This is a genomic window from Bradyrhizobium sp. Bra64, assembly GCF_024519875.1.
GTDB classification, from domain to species: domain Bacteria; phylum Pseudomonadota; class Alphaproteobacteria; order Rhizobiales; family Xanthobacteraceae; genus Bradyrhizobium; species Bradyrhizobium japonicum_G.
Map to the genome: position 1 here is coordinate 153,895 of NZ_JALJRD010000002.1, position 17,247 is coordinate 171,141.

The 17,247-nt window shown below is 63.5% G+C and carries 19 protein-coding genes; 9 read left to right on the forward strand and 10 right to left on the reverse strand.

Annotated features, from left to right (window positions below; all coding sequences use genetic code 11):
- The first annotated feature begins 266 nt into the window (after positions 1–266).
- From NR187_RS08385 to NR187_RS08400, 5 genes are all read left to right on the forward strand, one after another.
- Positions 267–749, forward strand: a complete 483-nt coding sequence (locus tag NR187_RS08385) for a cupin domain-containing protein (RefSeq protein ID WP_211383155.1) — start codon at positions 267–269, stop codon at positions 747–749.
- A 46-nt stretch (positions 750–795) separates the two neighbouring features.
- A complete protein-coding gene (locus NR187_RS08390) occupies positions 796–1,071 on the forward strand; it encodes a hypothetical protein (RefSeq protein ID WP_249128957.1) in 276 nt (91 codons plus the stop codon).
- Positions 1,037–1,138, forward strand: coding sequence for a DUF3606 domain-containing protein (locus NR187_RS34975; protein WP_372703053.1), 102 nt, complete (start codon positions 1,037–1,039; stop codon positions 1,136–1,138). The genes NR187_RS08390 and NR187_RS34975 overlap by 35 nt, the downstream gene beginning before the upstream one ends.
- A 396-nt stretch (positions 1,139–1,534) precedes the next feature.
- On the forward strand, positions 1,535–1,711 hold the full coding sequence (locus NR187_RS08395; protein WP_211383153.1) for a hypothetical protein: 177 nt from the start codon (positions 1,535–1,537) through the stop codon (positions 1,709–1,711).
- Between the two features lie 246 nt (positions 1,712–1,957).
- Entirely contained in the window at positions 1,958–2,224 is a 267-nt protein-coding gene (locus NR187_RS08400; protein WP_211383152.1) for a hypothetical protein, read from the forward strand.
- A 38-nt stretch (positions 2,225–2,262) separates the two neighbouring features.
- Here NR187_RS08400 and NR187_RS08405 read toward each other — a convergent pair whose 3' ends face one another.
- From NR187_RS08405 to NR187_RS08425, 5 genes are all read right to left on the reverse strand, one after another.
- The gene (locus tag NR187_RS08405) at positions 2,263–2,970 is read right to left on the reverse strand and encodes a hypothetical protein (protein ID WP_211383151.1); all 708 of its coding nucleotides are present in this window, start codon (positions 2,968–2,970) and stop codon (positions 2,263–2,265) included.
- Positions 2,967–3,404: a thioesterase family protein gene (locus NR187_RS08410; protein WP_256806251.1), complete on the reverse strand. Its 438-nt coding sequence runs from the start codon at positions 3,402–3,404 to the stop codon at positions 2,967–2,969. Before NR187_RS08410 ends, NR187_RS08405 begins: the two co-directional genes overlap by 4 nt.
- On the reverse strand, positions 3,404–4,312 hold the full coding sequence (locus NR187_RS08415) for a fumarylacetoacetate hydrolase family protein (protein ID WP_256806252.1): 909 nt from the start codon (positions 4,310–4,312) through the stop codon (positions 3,404–3,406). Before NR187_RS08415 ends, NR187_RS08410 begins: the two co-directional genes overlap by 1 nt.
- 43 nt (positions 4,313–4,355) lie before the next feature.
- Positions 4,356–5,462, reverse strand: a complete 1,107-nt coding sequence (locus NR187_RS08420) for a cupin domain-containing protein (RefSeq protein WP_211383149.1) — start codon at positions 5,460–5,462, stop codon at positions 4,356–4,358.
- An 84-nt stretch (positions 5,463–5,546) separates the two neighbouring features.
- Positions 5,547–6,575, reverse strand: a complete 1,029-nt coding sequence (locus NR187_RS08425; RefSeq protein ID WP_256806253.1) for a carbon-nitrogen hydrolase family protein — start codon at positions 6,573–6,575, stop codon at positions 5,547–5,549.
- Between the two features lie 124 nt (positions 6,576–6,699).
- Here NR187_RS08425 and NR187_RS08430 point away from each other — a divergent pair, with 124 nt between their 5' ends.
- The 4 genes from NR187_RS08430 to NR187_RS08445 all read left to right on the forward strand — a co-directional run bounded on the left by NR187_RS08430 (position 6,700) and on the right by NR187_RS08445 (position 11,552).
- Complete coding sequence (locus NR187_RS08430) at positions 6,700–8,859, forward strand: indolepyruvate ferredoxin oxidoreductase subunit alpha (protein WP_211383147.1); 2,160 nt, start codon at positions 6,700–6,702, stop codon at positions 8,857–8,859.
- Positions 8,856–10,421, forward strand: a complete 1,566-nt coding sequence (locus tag NR187_RS08435) for an indolepyruvate oxidoreductase subunit beta family protein (protein ID WP_211383146.1) — start codon at positions 8,856–8,858, stop codon at positions 10,419–10,421. Before NR187_RS08430 ends, NR187_RS08435 begins: the two co-directional genes overlap by 4 nt.
- A 154-nt stretch (positions 10,422–10,575) precedes the next feature.
- Positions 10,576–11,070: a MarR family winged helix-turn-helix transcriptional regulator gene (locus NR187_RS08440; protein WP_211383145.1), complete on the forward strand. Its 495-nt coding sequence runs from the start codon at positions 10,576–10,578 to the stop codon at positions 11,068–11,070.
- Entirely contained in the window at positions 11,070–11,552 is a 483-nt protein-coding gene (locus NR187_RS08445) for a MarR family winged helix-turn-helix transcriptional regulator (protein ID WP_211383144.1), read from the forward strand. The genes NR187_RS08440 and NR187_RS08445 overlap by 1 nt, the downstream gene beginning before the upstream one ends.
- 11 nt (positions 11,553–11,563) lie before the next feature.
- Here NR187_RS08445 and NR187_RS08450 read toward each other — a convergent pair whose 3' ends face one another.
- The 5 genes from NR187_RS08450 to NR187_RS08470 are packed head-to-tail and all read right to left on the reverse strand — an operon-like array spanning position 11,564 to position 16,700.
- Positions 11,564–12,292 (reverse strand): SDR family NAD(P)-dependent oxidoreductase, encoded by a 729-nt coding sequence (locus NR187_RS08450; protein ID WP_211383143.1) that lies wholly within the window; start codon positions 12,290–12,292, stop codon positions 11,564–11,566.
- 2 nt (positions 12,293–12,294) lie between these two features.
- Positions 12,295–13,911 carry an ATP-dependent acyl-CoA ligase gene (locus NR187_RS08455; RefSeq protein ID WP_211383142.1) on the reverse strand — a complete coding sequence of 539 codons (1,617 nt, stop codon included), beginning with the start codon at positions 13,909–13,911 and terminating at the stop codon, positions 12,295–12,297.
- 7 nt (positions 13,912–13,918) lie between these two features.
- Positions 13,919–14,395 carry an aromatic-ring-hydroxylating dioxygenase subunit beta gene (locus NR187_RS08460; protein WP_211383141.1) on the reverse strand — a complete coding sequence of 159 codons (477 nt, stop codon included), beginning with the start codon at positions 14,393–14,395 and terminating at the stop codon, positions 13,919–13,921.
- Positions 14,392–15,732, reverse strand: a complete 1,341-nt coding sequence (locus NR187_RS08465) for a Rieske 2Fe-2S domain-containing protein (protein WP_211383140.1) — start codon at positions 15,730–15,732, stop codon at positions 14,392–14,394. Before NR187_RS08465 ends, NR187_RS08460 begins: the two co-directional genes overlap by 4 nt.
- Positions 15,733–15,749: 17 nt before the next feature.
- On the reverse strand, positions 15,750–16,700 hold the full coding sequence (locus NR187_RS08470; RefSeq protein WP_211383139.1) for a PDR/VanB family oxidoreductase: 951 nt from the start codon (positions 16,698–16,700) through the stop codon (positions 15,750–15,752).
- Between the last annotated feature and the right edge of the window lie 547 nt (positions 16,701–17,247).

Below are 17,247 nucleotides of genomic sequence, written 5' to 3' on the forward strand. Positions count from 1 at the left end.
AACAACTCAAGTTTTCATGATGTGAAAGGCCCCGGAGAAACCGGGCCTTTCTTGCGCATGGGGCAATCCGCACCGGCATGCCTTGTCGATGATGTCCGCTCCCGCTTCTGGCCCATCGCTTCCGTTGACGCGGTGCAGATACCCGCCGTCTCACAGGGGCAGAGCGGAAGTTTGCAGCCAAGCGCGGAACCGGCGCGATTGACCCATGGCAGACAAAGACTACTTGGGGTAGAGTACCGGCGCCGGGCATTTGAACGGAGGCCGAGATGTCCTTTTTCAAAATTGGGGTTGGTTTGTTGGCCGTACTTGCGACGAGCGGATTCTGTGCGGCGCTGGCGGAAGATAGTTCACTCGAATATAAACGCGTGACCTCGAGCGACCTGAAGTGGAGCCCGCTGCCCTCTATGTCCAAGGGGACGCAATCGACGGTGCTGCACGGTAATCCGGGCAAGCCTGGCCTCTATACCGTTCGGGTCAAAGTACCGGCGAACTCCAAAATGCCCGTGCATTCGCACCCCGATGAACGCGTTCGCGTGATCATTTCGGGGACATATTATTCGGCACTCGGCGACAAGGTCGATGCGTCGAAACTTCTCAGCTTTCCACCCGGGACGTTTTCGCACGTGCCGCCTAAGGTATGGCAGTTTGCGGAAACTAGGGACGAAGAGGTGGTATTCGAGATCACCGGAATTGGACCGACAGGTATCGACTACCTGAACGCTGAGGATGATCCCCGAAAGCAGAAATAATGGTCGTGCTCATTTCCGCTGTTGTGACAGCTGGTCTGGTGACTGCATGACCGATGTAGACCCGATTATCCGCGCTTACGGGCAGGCCTGGCTGCAGGCCGACGAAGCAGAGCGCCGCCGCCTCTTGCATCTCTCCTGGAGCGAGGACGGCCTTTATCAAGACCCGACCGACAAGGTCACGGCATGGAACAAGCATGATGTTCCACCTTTGGTTGCAGACGTCGACTGGAGGGGCCATGACAACCGATCGCGGCAAGGGCAGCCGTACCGACCACACCCGTATCAATATCCGCGAGAACGACGAAGTCAGATACTGGTGTGAGAAGATCGGGTGCACCATGTCCGAGCTGATGGACGCAATTGCCGTAGTGGGCGTAATGTCTACCTGAAGCGCAAGAAACAAGGGCCTTTCCCAAGTCCGCCTACGCGAGATTATCAAAAAGCTGCGCGGCCGATTGAATGGGTGCCGCCTCGGTGTGGCCTGCTTTGAATCTGCGAGCAGCCTGTTTCGGCCAATACCACCCTGGCTGCGCCGGGCCGCAGCACGATGATGGCCTGGGGTCCGACAAGGACGCTTATCGGACACGAGCGCCGGATCGCAAGATGACCGCAAGTGACCCCCAGGCCGACATAAGCGGGAAGATTCGCTGCCTCACACAAGCTTATGGACGCGCCCCGGTTAAATCAGAGATTTTGTGACGGCCGTCACATACCGACGAGAGCGGTGATGTCAAATGTGGTCGCATCGGCGTCGGGATGATCGCGACGATTAAAGGAGACATGTGATGACTGATGCAATCAATGCGAAGAGCGAAGTTCTGGGTGAGCGCGAACTCGACTGCGTGAGCGGCGGCATCAAGGGCGCAGTTGAGGGAGTGTGCAGGAAAGCCGAAGTAACGTCTGGTCAAAATGACCCGGCCCAAATGTTTCAACAGATTTTACAGCAGTTGACCGGGCAGTAAGCGCACCGGGTGCAGGCCGATACCGCGAGTCAGAACTCGCGGGCCAGCGATGCGTGCGGCCTGTTCTTGACCCTGGTTCAGTGCGGCCAGCGGCCAGCGGCGGCGGCTCGGGAGGCCGCTGTGCTGCGATTGCTCACAGCGGCTAATGGCCCATCGCCGCCTCCTGCGTAAATCCCCTTAGGTTACTGACCTGAATTTTCTGACGCTTCATCTCCTGCTATCGGTTATCAAGGAGTGGAGGCGAGCATGCGACTGGGATTGAAGCTCATCGCTCTTGGAATTATTCTTCTGCTGCCGAAGACTCACCTTTATCTGTCCGAGGCTCATCTCCCGGAAGCGCAAACCGCTTCAGAGCGCCAGATGTTAAGCCCGGCAGCTCATTGGGATGTTAGCTCGGCGGGTTGTTTCACGGTCTCTGCGGCTAAAACCTCCAAGTGTGCAGCGAAGCCTGGGCATGACGGCAGCGACACCGTGGCCATTCACGCCATGGATAAGAGCCCGAAGGGGTCGTAAGCATCTCGCGGCAAATATTTTTTCGCGCTCTCGGTTCTCTAAGACCTAGGCCTCACCGTCCGCGTCAGCATCGGAAAATGCTTGTTGCCGCCCGAGAACGCCGGGAACTGGACGAAATCCGCACGCATGCGCCTGATCACGTCGGAGCCGAGCGCGTGCGCAAGAGCAGCCGGACTGTCGAACACGAGCTTGTTGCGCTGCATGTGCTCGACCCGCCGCGACGGCAGCCGGTCGACCCAATCGATGCGGGTGTAGATCTCGATCTGGCGGACGTTGGGGAACATCCGCATGATCGAGGGATGATGCTCCAGATAATGCAGGTTCCAGGCATTCATGTCCTCGGCCGGGCCGGGATAGTGCACGAGGTAGCTGCACGGCGTGGCCGTGCCTGCCGGATGCGCGGCGACATCGACAGGAAACGCGCGCGTCAGCATGACCTGGTGCGTGACGTCCAGTCCGGTGAGGCCGGATAGTCCCGCGCCCGTCGAAAGGCGGGCAAGGATGCCGCTGCGGTCCATCGCCGCCTCGCACGCGAACAGGTCGGCAAACCGCAGTTGGAGCGCAAACACGGGACCGGAGCCATCGGCCTTGTAGGGATGATCGACCGACTGTTCGAGCGGCGTGAACAGCAGGCCTTCGGTCACGTCAGGGATCGATCCGACCTGCTCGGCTACGGCAGCAACATCGTCGGACTCAATCCGCCTTTCGCCTGCGGAAGCGGAGAATGTCATGAAGAGCGAGATCATGCCGGCGTTGCCTCAGCGCCCTCGCCCGCGCTCACATGCGCCATGAGTGCGGTGCGAATGTCATCGGGCCAGGGAATCGCACGATGATCGACCAGCGAGGTCGCGGCAAGGATCTGGCGGGCGCGCCAGCGCACGCCATTCGCGCCCGAGACGACATGCTCCAGATCGAGAGACGATCCGCCGACCCTGGCGATGCGCAAGCTGAACGTCAGGAGATCGCCGAACATCGACGGCCTGGAAAAGTCGCAAGCCAGGTGCACCGTGGGCGTCCCGATCTTCCGGACCGTGATCAGTTCCGGCCATGGAAAACCGATTCCTGCCCAGAAGTCCTCGACGACGCCGTTGAGGATGTTCAGGTAGGACGGGAAGTACGCGATGCCGGAGGGATCGCAGTCTCCGAACCTCAGCTCGCGGTCGAACGAGAAATTCGTCATCAGATCGCGACAACGGGATGCCGGATGACACCGACGCCGTCGACCCCGGCCTCGACCACGTCGCCCGGCCACAGCCATTCCTGCGGGCTCATGCCGGCACCGACGCCCTCCGGCGTTCCGGTCGCGATGATGTCGCCGGGCTCGAGCGTCATGCCGGACGAAATGTCCGATATCAGGACCGGAATGTCGAAGATCATGTATTTGGTATTGGAGTCCTGCTTCGTGACGCCGTTCTTGGTCAGCCAGAGCCGCAGATCATGCGGGTCGGGAATCTCGTCGGCGGTGACGATGCACGGGCCGAACGGCGCATAGGTGTCCATGCCCTTGGAGAAGATCCACTGGCCGGCGCGGCGATTGTCGCGCGCGGAGATGTCGATCATCACCGAATAGCCGAACACGTGCTCCATCGCTTTCTCGGTCGCGATGCGCGTCGCGGTCTTGCCGATGATGACGGCAAGCTCGACCTCCCAGTCGAGCTGCTGCGTCATCTTCGCATTGTGCTGGATCGCACCACCCGGACCGATCACGGAGGTCGGCGGCTTGGAGAACACAACCGGCTGCTTCGGCAGATCCTTGTCAGTATCCAGGCTCTTGGCGGATTCGGCGACATGCGCGCGGTAGTTCAGCCCGATGCCGAAGATGTTCTTGCGCGGGCGCGGGATCGGCGCCTGCAGCTTCACGTCCTCGACCGGAACGGCGGAGCCGGCCGGCAAACGTCCATTGGCATTGTCCAGGCAATCCCTGAGCGCAGGCAGCAATGTCACGCTGTTGTCGATCAACGACAGCATGTCGCTCGGCCATGCAAAGCCATGCGACGCACCGAGGTGCTCGACGTCCACGACCAGTCCATCGACGAGGACCCCGAGGCGGGCACCGCTGGAGCCCAAGGTATAGGTGACAAGGCGCATGAAGCTTGATCCGACTGTTTCGATTCAATTCTGCGTGGGACCGTCAGGCCGCAACCGGCTGGTGGCCGGCATTGTCGCCATAGGCCTCTTCCCGATAGAATCCGAGACCTTCGATGACGGGCAGATCGTTGAAGCAGAACAGGCAGGCGTCCTCGCTCTCCGACGCATTGCCGTGCTCGTGCCAGGCCCAGGAGGGAACGCAGAAGATGTCGCGCTCCTGCCATTCGAAGCGCCTGCCGCCGATCACCGAATAACCACGGCCCTTGGCCACCTGGTAGATGAAGCTGCCGGTGTGCCGGTGCGACTTGGTGCGCTCGCCCGGTCGCAGCAATTGCATGCTGGCGCCGATGGTCTGCATCACGTGCCCGCCTGTGACCGGATTGACGTAGTTCATGAGAATGCCGTCGTAAGGCGATCCATCTGTCGCGGCGGCATACTTCCGCAAGGACTCGTAGGTCGGCTCCCACTCGTATTTGAACATCGGGGAATAGCCCTTCGACCATTTCGAGCCGGCCGGGCGAAGGCCGGGATTGCCCCAGGTCTTGGTCGTGCCGTCCACGGGGTAGCCGGAGTCTTCCTGCTGGACCTTCGGATGAACCGCGAAGAAGTTCGCCTCCAGCGCATTGACCAGCGGGATGTCGAGGCCATCCTGCCAGATGCAGACCGAGCCGTTGCCGTCGACACCATGCTCGTGCCAGGTCCCGTTCGGCGTCAGCACGAAATCCCGCGCTCCGAGCGTCATCTTGTGACCGTCGACGACGGTATAGGCCCCCGCCCCTTCCATGATGAAGCGCAAGGCGGATGCCGAATGCGCGTGCGCAGTTGCGACCTCGCCGGGATGCATCACCTGCAACCCCGAATAGAGCCAGCCGACCGCGGCCGAGACGTCGCGGCGGCCGGGATTGTTGAGATAGATCACCCGCCGTCCCGCCTTCTCGGGCGAGACCAGCTCGACCGAGCGCAGCACGTGCTCGCGCAGATCATCATAGCGCCAGAGTACGGGGACGGACGCCGATTGCGGCTCCCACGGCTCGATCTTGTTGGCGACCGTCCACAGCGCTCCGGCTTCGTACTTTTCGAGATCCTTGTAGTAGGCCTTGAGCTCGGGGGTGTCCTCGACATTGGCCCGGCCGATGATGTTCTCGCGCATCCTGTCCTCCAAGTCGTGTCGCTTTAAGTCCTGTCGCTTTAAGTCTTGTCCGTTGGCGCCAGTCGTTCGACGCCTCCCGAATTCTCATTCCGATTTAGCCGGGATCGACGAGAAGCCCGCCGGCTCCCCGGCATCTGCTGCAACAGGCTCACCCTCCATCAGACCGAGCGGCGCCAGCGGACGACGGTTGACCCGCAGATCAAAGATGTCGAACCGGTTGTAGTGCCCGACGATGTCGTGCATCTGCTTCGGCTGGATGCAGCGCTCGAGGTCGATATCGGCGTAGACGATGCCCTCGTCGTCGATCAGGGGATCGCCGACCACGCGTCCGTCAGGTCCGATGATGCCGGAAAAGGCGCTCGACTTCCGCTGCAGGCGTGCGCGCGCGTCCGGAACCACGGTCTCCATCGCGGTGATGATCTCCTCCGACACCGTCGAGCAGGCGACGACCGTGAAGATCTTTCCTTCGAACGAGTGGGCAATCGCGCGCAACTTGATCGCCTCCGCCATGTCGTAGTCGGGGGGCGCGACGGGAAGCGAGATGTAGCTGGCGACATGCACGAGCTCACCCTGGCCGAGCAGCGCGAAGCGCGCGAGCGTGTTGGTGTTCTCGCCGCACGCCAGCCCGCCGAGACGTCCGATCTCGGTATCATAGACGCGCAGGCTCGATCCGTCACCGCCGGTCCAGGTCAGCTTCTCTGCCCAGGTCGGCACCAGCTTGCGGTGCTTGCCGAGCAGCGCCCCGTCCGGCCCGATGAAGACCATGGTGTTGTAGATCGTGCCCAGCGAGACCGGGCTGCGCTCGTTGACGCCGAGCACGACGTAGCAGCCGGTATCACGCGCGGCCTTGCGGACGATCTCGACCTCCGGACCCGGAACGAGCACCGACGCCCTGGCGAGCTTCTCGAACCACGCGCTGCCCGTGACCGGATCGGTGATCCAGTTCCAATAGGGGTATCCGGGAACGAAGACTTCCGGGAAAGCCACGAGCCTCGCGCCGTTCGCCGCGGCTTCACGGACCAGTGAAGCCGCCTTGTCGGCCGTCGCGCTCGGGTTGAGATAGACAGGTGAAGCCTGGACGGCGGCGGCTCTAAAGCGAGGCAGCTTCAGCATTGGCCCTACCCTGTCGCTAGCTCATGATCGCGCCCGCGAATGAATCCGCTAGAGTGACGGCACGGCGCGGCGTTGACTTACTTCACATGTAAACGTATGCTATCGCATATTTCTGGAGGCTGCAATGGCTGAACGGTCTTTTGCTCGCGAGGTCGAGGATCTCCGGCTCGGCGACGGCGACACGTTCCGCGGCGAAGGCATCCTCGCCATCACCAAGGCGCTGCTGCAATCCGGCGTCGCCTATGTCGGCGGCTACCAGGGCTCGCCGATCTCGCATCTGATGGACGTGCTCGCCGACGCCAAGGACGTGCTCGACGATCTCGGCGTCGTGTTCCAGAGCTCCGCCAATGAAGCGGCGGCCGCGGCGATGCTGTCGGCCTCGGTGATGTATCCCCTCCGCGGCGCAGTTGCGTGGAAGTCGACGGTCGGCACCAACGTCGCCTCGGACGCGCTCGCCAACCTGGCCTCGGGCGGCGTCACCGGCGGCACCATGATCATCGTCGGCGAGGATTATGGCGAGGGCTCCTCCATCATGCAGGAGCGCACGCACGCCTTCGCGATGAAATCGCAGATGTGGCTGCTCGACCCGCGGCCCGATCACGAATGCATCGTCAATCTGATCGAGAAGGGTTTTGAGCTCTCGGAATGCTCGAACACACCGGTCATGCTCGAGGTCCGCGTGCGCGCCTGCCACATGCATGGAAGCTTTGCCTGCAAGGACAACGTCAAGCCCGCGCACACCATCAAGGACGCGCTCAACAATCCCAGGCGCGACGTCAACCGCATCGTGCTGCCACCGGCGGCCTACGAGCACGAGCAGGAGAAGATCAAGACGCGGATGCCCGCGGCCGTCGGATTCATCCGGGACAACAAGCTCAATGAATGGATGGGACCGAAGCAGGGCAAGGTCGGCATCATCATGCAGGGCGGAATGTACAACAACGTCATCCGCGCGCTGCAATATCTCGGCCTGTCGGATGCCTATGGCAACACCCAGGTCGCGCTCTACGTCATGAACGTCACCTACCCCGTGATCGACACCGAGGTTGCCGAATTCTGCCTCGACAAGGAAGCCGTTCTGATCGTCGAGGAAGGCCAGCCGGAATATCTGGAGCAGGCGATCAACACGGTGCTGCGGCGCAAGGACATCCAGGCGCGCGTCTACGGCAAGGACGTGCTGCCGATGGGCGGCGACTACACGGCGCAGGTCCTGCTCGGCGGCGTCAGGGAGTTTCTGGAGAAGACCGAGCCGCGGCTGCTCGGCAACCGGCCGCCGGCGCCGGATGCGGCGCCCGTGCTCAATCACCCCGCGGTCGAGAAGCTCAGGCAGGTCGTGCCGGCACGCCCGCCCGGGCTTTGCACCGGCTGCCCGGAGCGGCCGATCTTCGCCGCCATGAAGCTGGTCGAGGAAGAACTCGGCCAGCACCACGTCTCGGCCGACATCGGCTGCCATCTGTTCTCGATCCTGCCGCCGTTCAATATCGGCGCGACCACCATGGGCTTCGGCCTCGGCCCGGCCTCGACCTCTGCCTTCAACGTCAAGGCCGACAAGCGCTCGATCGCGGTGATGGGCGACGGCGGCTTCTGGCACAACGGGCTGACCAGCGGCATCGGCAATGCCGTCTTCAACAAGCATGACGGCGTCTTCCTCATCGTCGACAATTACTACACCTCGGCGACCGGCGGTCAGGACATCCTGTCGTCGCGCGCGACCAACGAGCGACGCGATACCAACAATTCAATCACCAAGGCCGTGAAGGGCATCGGCGGCCAATGGGTCCGCCAGGTCGACCGCACCTACGACGTCGGCAAGATGCGCGACACGCTGAAGGAGGCGCTGACGACCAAGGACGAAGGCCCCAAGGTCATCGTCGCCTCGTCCGAATGCATGCTGAACAAGCAGCGCCGGGTGAAGCCGCAGATCAACAAGGCGATCAGGGACGGGTTGCGCATCGTCAAGGAACGGTTCGGCGTCGACGAGGACGTCTGCACCGGCGATCACGCCTGCATCCGCCTCTCCGGCTGCCCCTCGCTCTCCGTGAAGCAGCTCGACGATCCCTTGCGCGACGATCCGGTCGCCGCGATCGACAATTCCTGCGTCGGCTGCGGCAATTGCGGCGAGGTCGCCGAAGCCGCGGTGCTCTGCCCCTCGTTCTACCGCGCCGACGTCATCCACAATCCGACCCGCTGGGACATTTTCAAATCGAAGATCGCCATGAGCGTGATCGGCTGGCTGCAGCGCCGGCGCGATCGCCGGCGTCCCGCGCTCGAGGCGCTGGCATGAGAGACGAGACGGTCCGGCTGGCCCTCCCCGCCGCAGGTGACGCGACCGAGCGGCCGATCTCGATGGCGATCGTGGCCATGGGTGGCCAGGGCGGCGGTGTCCTGACCGACTGGATCGTCCAGCTCGCCGAGAACCATGGCTGGGTCGCGCAGTCGACCTCGGTGCCCGGCGTCGCGCAGCGGACCGGCGCCACGATCTATTACATCGAGACTATGCCGCCGCTGGACGGCCGCAAGCCGATCCTGTCGCTGATGCCGACGCCCGGCGACGTCGACGTGGTGATGGCGGCGGAATTCATGGAGGCCGGCCGGTCGATCCTGCGCGGCCTGGTGACCCCGGATCGCACCACGCTGATCGCTTCCAACCACCGCTCGCTTGCGATCGGCGAGAAGATCGCGCCGGGCAACGGCATCGCCGACCAGGGCGCCGTGACGAGTGCGATCGACGTTGCCGCCAAGACCGAGATCATCTTCGACCTGAACGCGCTGGCCATCGCGCATGGCAGCGTCATCTCGGCGGCGATGTTCGGCGCGCTCGCGGCCGCAGCCGTGCTGCCGTTCGACCGCAACAGCTATCTCGACGTCATCCGCGCCGGCGAGAAAGGTGCCAAGGCCAGCGTTCAGACTTTTGAAGCCGCCTTTGACCGGGTCAAAAACGGGGCCTCCGAAATTGCGGCGCCACCGCCATCGAAGCCGGCCAAGGATATCCCCTCCCTCGCGACGCCGGATCCGCAACTCGCCGGGCTTGTCGCAAGATTGGCGCAGGAACTGCCCGAGCCCGCACTGGCCATGGGCCGCGCCGGCCTGAAGAAGGTGGTCGACTTCCAGGACATCGCCTATGGCGCCGAATATCTCGACATCCTCAAATCGCTGCACACCGCCGACCGGAATTCAGGCGGCGCCGCCAAGGGCTATGCCTTCACGGAAGCCGCGGCCAAATACGTCGCCAACGCCATGACCTATGACGACGTCATCCGCGTCGCCGACCTCAAGACGCGGGCCGGACGCCGCGCGCGGATCGAGAGCGAGCTCGAGATGTCGCAAGGCCAGGTGCTCCAGACCACGGAATTCATGCACCCCCGCATGGAGGAGGTGATGGGCATGCTGCCGGTGGGCCTCGGCCGCTGGTTGGGCACGAGGCCGCGCCTGCTCGGCTGGCTCGACCGCCGCGTCAACCGGGGACGCCGGGTGCGGACCTACTCGCTGCCCTGGTTCCTGGCGCTTTATGTCGTCGGCGGGCTTCGCGGCCTGCGCCGCCGCTCGCTGCGTCACGCCGTCGAGACCGCTCATCGGGACCAATGGCTCAAGGCCGCGGCCGCAGCGGTTGCCACCAACTACCAGCTGGGCGTCGAGATCCTGCAATGCCGCCGCCTCGTGAAGGGCTATTCGGATACCCACAGCCGCGGACTGTCGAAATTCGACAAGACCCTGGCCGCGATCAAGCTGGTCGAGCGGCGCGACGACGCCGCCGACTGGGCGCGCCGCCTGCGGGAAGCGGCACTGAAGGACAGCGCCGGCAAGGAGCTCGACGGCGTGATCCAGACCATCAAGACTTTTGCATGATTCCATCGGAGCGGGCGCAGGATTGGATTGCCGTTCGTCCCTCAGGACGTCAGGATCGAACATCTTGACTACGATTCTCAGGTTGCTAATCGGAGCGAAAGACCCGCGATAATTCCTCCAATCGACGCGACAATTTGTACTCGATGGTCATGCAATGCCGGCAGCACTCAAAGAGAACATTGTTCCCGTCCCCGGGCAGGTCGAAACCCGGCTTTGGCTGCAATTGCTGTCCTTGCATGGCGAGCTGTTCGCATCGCTGAATGCGATGCTGAACGCCGAGTTCGGGCTGTCGCTGGCGAAGTTCGACGTGCTGGCGCAGCTCGATCGCTACAGCGACGGACTGGCGCTGGGGCAATTGTCGCAGAACCTGAAAGTGTCCGGCGGCAACGTCTCGGGGCTGGTCCAGCGCCTTTTGGCCGACGATCTCATCAGCAGGGAAATGTCGAGCGAGGACCGCCGGTCCTTCATCGTGCGTCTCACCCCCAAGGGCGAAGCGCTGTTTCGGAAGGCCGCCGACATCCACAAGCGGCATCTCGGCAAACGGCTCGAAAACGTCCCGACCCAGGAGCTCGACACCGCGCTGTCCGTGTTGCGGTCGCTCTCCTCGAAACTTCGCACCGAGAGCAAGAAGCAAAGTCGCAAGAAGTAATGGCCAAGGAATCCAAGAGCAGATGGAAGTCGGGTCCGCCGAGGACCAGGGACCAGCTGCAAAACTACATCCCCTATCTGTTCAATCGCCTGGCCAATCGCTGGAACCTCGACCAGAACCGCGATTTGAGCGAGCACGGCGTCAACAACGTCGTATTCCGGACGCTGTCGGTCCTGTTCATCCACAAGACCCTCACCGTCAACGAGATCGCCGTTCTCGCCGTCACCGAGCAATCGACCGCGAGCCGCATGGTCGAGTCCATGGTGTCGTCGGGCCTCGTCAAGCGCGAGATCGCGGAGGAGGACCAGCGCCGCCGCGTCGTGGGATTGACGCCGGACGGCGAAGCGCTGCTGCGCAAGATCTGGCCGATCATGGCGAACAACTACGACAAGCTGATCGCGGGCATCGAGCCCGACGACATCGAGGTCTGCGCCCGAGTGCTGGCGAAGATGGTCGAGAACATCCGCCTGAACCAGATCTAGCGCGGAGCGAATTAGGGCCCGAGGCCGACCAGGCTGGTGCCGCCGCAGACATAGAGCACCTGGCCGGTGACGAAATCGGATCGCTCGTCGAGGAAGAATTCGATCGCATGGGCGACGTCCTCGCGTGAGCCGAGCCGGCCCACCGGCACGTTGCGCGCCATCCGCTCCTGCTGCTCCGAGCCTTTGGGAATGACACCCCAGAAATTGTCGGTGAGGATCGGCCCCGGTGCGACGACGTTCACGGTGATGCCGCTCGCGGCCAGCTCCAGCGCCCAGGTCCGCGCCATGCCGTGCACGCCGGCCTTGGTCGCCGAATAGGCCGAGCGGGTCGCCGCCCCCATCGCCGCGCGCGAGCTGACGAACACGACACGCCCGAACCGGCGCGACCGCATCCCCTCCAGCGCAGCCTGGGTCAGCAGCATCGGCGCGCCCAGATGCAGTTGCGCCAGCGTCAGGATGTCTTCCGGCCTCGCGTCGGGCAGCAGGTTCGGCAGGATGACGCCGGCATTGTGCACGAGGCAATCGATGGCGTGATCCCGGCAGATCTCCTGCGCGATCGCACGCGTCTCCGCGATGCTGGTCAGGTCGGCGCAATAGGCGGCGAGCAGATCGTGGGTCCAGGCAGGCGTCTGCAGCCCGACCGAGACGACACGCTGTCCTTTTTCGATGAGCTGCTTCGCCAGCGCTTCGCCGATCCCGGAATTGCCGCCGGTGATGAGCGTGGTGCGGATCTGGGTCATGATCAAACCTGTCGCTTCTTGAGGTCGCGGAGGTCGAAGAAGGCGCCATCGTGCATCAGCCTAGCGACAAAATCCTTCAACCCGCCGCGCTGGATCTTCTCGGTTGCGGTCAGCGGCAGGCTGTCGACGAAGCAGATCCAGCCCGGCGCCTTGTAATAGGCCATCTGCTCCAGGCTCCAGCGCACGATGTCTTCGGCAAGCCGCCGGTCGGCGCCGGCCTCCTCGGCAATGATGACCGCCGCGACCTCGTCGCCGCGCACCTGATCGGGGGTGGCCGCGACCGCGGCCTGCCGGATCGCCGGATGGCGGTTGAGGACGGATTCGACCTCGACCGCGGCGATGTTCTCGCCGGAGCGGCGGATCACGTTCTTCTTGCGATCGACGAAATGAAGGTCGCCGTCCGCATCGCGCGACACGATATCGCCGGTATGGAGCCAGCCGCCGTCCCAGGCCTCGGCGGTCGCCTGCGGGTTCTTCAGATATTCCCTGAAGAACCCGTAGCGCGGGTCCGCGCCCGCGCGCCGCACCAGCAGCTCGCCCGGCGTTCCCGTTGCTGTATCGTTGCCGGTCTCGTCGACGATACGGATGTCGACCTCGGCGGCGGGGCGGCCGAAACAGCTGGTGCCGATCTTGCGCGGCTCGACATTGGCGGCGATGACGCCGCCGCTTCCCGTCTCCGTCATCGCCCAGGCCTCGATCAGCGGAAAGCCGAAGCGCTGCTCGAACGGCGCGTGCAAGAGCTTGTCGACGCCGGCGCCGAACCCGAACCGCACTGTGTGGACCTTGTCCTGTTCCGATGCCGGCGCGCTCATCAGCATCGAGGGCATGACGCCGAGATAATGCAGGCACGTGGCGCGGCTGTCCAGGACCGACTGCCACCAGCTGCGTGGATGGAAGCGATCGAGCATGGTCAGGCTGCCGCCGACCGACAGCATCGCCATCAGCGACACCGCCATGGCGTTCATGTGAAACAGCGGCAGCGGCGTGATCATGCGCTCGCCCTCCAGCTTGAGGTCGATCAGCCCGCCGACATCGCGATACCAGTTGCCGGAATGCAGGAAGTATTCGTTGGTGAGCACGCAGCCCTTGGGCTGCCCGGTCGTCCCGGACGTATAAAGCAGCGCACATTCGGTCGCGCCGTCGCCAGTGGTCGCTGCCTGCGCGCCGCCGAAGGCAGCAGGAACGTCGTCGCTGTCGGTCACGACCGGAATTGGCCGAACGGCCTGGCGGGCCGCGGTCTCGACCTCGTCCCGCCGCTCGGCAAGAACGAATGCCGCGTTCATCTCGGAATGCGCGATGATGTATTCGAGCTCGCTCATCCGCAGGTCCGGATTGATCGGCACGACGGACACGCCAAGCGCGTTGAGCGCAAACCACAGCTCGACGAACACCGGCCGGTTCTGGAGCAGCAGCCCGACCCTGTGGCCTTCGCCATAGCCCTTGCTCGCGAACGCCGTCCGCCGGCGCTCCACCCGGTCTAGCATGGTGCGATAGGATATCTCGCCGGCGGTGATGCCGTAGATGCCGGCGGTCTCCGCCAGCACGTTGAGGAAGCCCGCCTCGCCCCGGCGCAGCGCGGTGTCGTGAAAACGAGCGTAGACTGTGGTCGCTGCGGTCAAGGCAACCTCACATGAAGAGCTGGATGTTGCCGAACGGCGCGTCGAAATTGACGAGATCGACGCGCTTGAGCTTGATCTTCAGGACGTCGCCGACCTGGACGAAGTCGTGCGACGCCCATCCCGAATAGCGCTCCAGCATATCGCCGCGCGTCTCCGTGTAGATATAGGACGTCCGCGCCTTGAACACGCCGGCCGCAGCATCGCAGGCGACGATCTGCGGGGCCTGGAGCAGGTGGTGGCAGCGGCTCTTCGGCTTCTGGCTGAAAGTGCGCTCGCCCGACAGCCGCTCGACCCGCACCTTGAGCAGCAACAGGTCCTCGTACATCAGCGACGGCTGCAGCACCGGGTCCTCCTGCTGCCATTCCAGCGGCATCCAGTAGCGTCCTTCGGGGTGAAACAGATCGAGCCAGGCCTGCCACTGCATCGTATCGAGCAGATCGGCCTCGCGATAGATGAAGTCGGTGATCGTCTTTTCGCTGATCATTCCGCGGCCTCGACGCGGTTGTCCATGTCCATGGTCATGAACTTGGCCCAGGCATGAAACTGGTTCCGCATCTGGCGCTCGGACGTTCCGTTGATGACGGCGGTGACGTCCTGCTCTTCGCTGCTCTCATAGAGCCGGCGGAGATTGACCCATTGATTGCCGTTCGACTTGAGGCCCTCCTGGGCCCGCTCGTACATTTCCAGATCGTCGTGTCCGACGATCGAGGTCGGCGCGTTGATGAAGCGGTTGTACATCAAGGCGCGCTCATAGAGCTTGTCCGGCGCGCCGACGAGACGATACACCCAGCTTTCGACCAGCGTCCTGTCGACCGCAATCGGGATGAAGTTGCGCAGGATCTGCACGGCACCCTTGACCATGATGTTCGGGAAATAGACCGTGTTGTGCCTGACCTCGCCGAGGATCTCGTGTGCCCGCGTCTCGCCGTATGCCGCGACCATCTGGCCGACATAGCCGTCGACGTCGGAGTAGTTCGAGTGGATCGAGTTGGCGACGCCGGTGTGGCCATGGCCGTTCGGCCAGATCCTGATGCCGCTCTGCTCGTAGAACTCGTACGGGCTCATGAAGGGGCCGTAGAGCTGCACCGCCATCGGCGTTTCCGTGGAATCGCCCTGCTCGCGCTTCCAGACCTTGACCGCCGTGCCGGCCGAGCTCTCATGCGCGACCATCGGATGGCAGGTGTCGGTCTGGTTCTCGACCAGCATCTTCCAGTTGCAGGTGTGCATATAGCGGATCGGCGTGGCGACGACGGCGAGCTTTCCCTCCGGCGAGCGATCGACCATGTTGTCGATCGTCGAGAGGCTCTCGCCGAAATAGTCCTCGAAGGACACGCCGCTGTCGGAGAGCCGGGCGAAGATGAAGTCGCGATAGACCACGACGTTCTTGATCTTGGACAGCCCGCCATTCGCCTGGGTGCCGGCGAAGCCCGTGCCCTCGTAGCCCTTCTTCAGCGGGATCGCGAGCAGCGAACCGTCGGTCTTGAACGACCAGGCGTGATAGGGACAGCGGAAGAACTTGCCGGTGTTGCCGCAAGGCTCCGATGCGATCTTCACGCCCTTGTGCGGGCAGCGGTTGTAGAAGACGTGGACGGAGCCGTCGGTATGGCGGCTCGCCAGCACCGGCTGCCGGCCGATATTGGCGGTGATGAAATCGCCGGGCTTCGTCAGCTGGCTCGCATGCCCGACATAGATCCAGCTGTTCGGAAACAGATGCTCCATCTCGAGCTCGAATATCTCGGGGTCGATGTAGACGTCACGGTGCACCTCGGCCTCGCGCACCAGCGCCGCAATCGCTTGCGCATTGCTTCCGTATTTCGTCATGGCGAGCTTCGCCTCCCTCATAGATCCAGCACCAGACGTTCCGACTTCGCGCGCGATACGCAGATCTGCATGATCTTGTTCGACGCCTTCTCGTCGTCGCTGAGAATGACGTCGCGATGATCGGGCGTGCCCGAGATCACGGCGCACTGGCAGATGCCGCAATCGCCGCGCCGGCAGTCGTAGAGCACGTCGAGCCCCGCGGCCTCCAGCGCCTGGATGATGCTCTGATCGGCCGCCACGGTGACGACCTGTCCGGTCGATCCGATCTCCACCTCGAACGGCACATCGGACGAGGACGGCTGCTCGGCCTTGAAGAGCTCGTAGCGGATGCGATCGGCCGGGAGACCCGCGTCAAGCGCGGCGGCCCTCACCGCATCGATCAATCCCGCCGGACCGCAGACGTAGACATGGGAATCTGCCGCCGCCTCGCGGAGCGCCGCCGCAATGTCCAGACGGGATTCGTCGCTGTCGTAGTGAACCGACAGTTCCTCGGCGCAGATCTCCCGGAGATGAGGCAGGAATGACAGCAGCCCTTGCGTGCGGCCCGCGTAATGCAGCCGAAACGGACTTGCGCGATGCCTGAGCTCCGCCGCCATCGACAGGATCGGCGTGACGCCGATACCGCCGGCAAACAGCAACGCGGGCGCTGCTCCCTCATGCAGGGGAAAATTGTTCGCCGGCGCGCTCGCCTTCACGACATCGCCGATCTTCAGCGCGTGCATGAACTGCGAGCCTCCGGTCGAGGCCTCCTCGCGCAGCACGCCGAGCGCGAGCGTCCCCTCGGCAAGGCCCGGCAGAGCCATCAGCGAGTACGGCCGGTCTCCGCCATTCGGGAGCGCCACGCGGATATGTGCGCCTGCCTGCCAGCGCGGCGCGACGCCGTCCTCCACGCCAAACACAAGGCTCCGTATGAACGGCGTCTCCGCGGCATACGATCTGACCTTGAGCTTGAGCGGATGCACGTCCATTCAGGCATCTCGTGAATTATATGAATTTGCATATTTTTAGACATGTAATAATTCGCTGTCAATCGCCCGCGCGGGGGACGGGACCCGGATTGCGGCCCGAGACGCGCCCGGTCGTGGCGCAGGAAGATCGGCGCCGAGGCGCTCTCCGACCTTGGACAGGCGGCGATGGGAGTCGGAACGCTGCAGAACGGCGGCCCCTGCTCGCCTTCAACAGACTTGCTTGAACTTCAGATGCACACGTCGTGCACACGCTGCCGTCCAAGCGACGGAAAGACTCACGCTCTCGCTGCAATCCATCATCGCGGTCGTGGTGAATGGATAGCGCCGCGATTTCAATAGATTGGAGATGAAGTCAACACGAGACGCGGACCGCTCGCCCGCACTGGATGTGTGTCGCCTTGCCGCACGAAGGCGGTACATTGACGAGACCTCGGCAAATGATACGCTTTCGAGGCGCCCGGCCGAGCCAATCGAACCAGGCGACGGAATGAAGGCGAGAGGGGCTCGCCCCATCGTATCGAGCGTCGCACGTGCGTCCTGCCCTTCA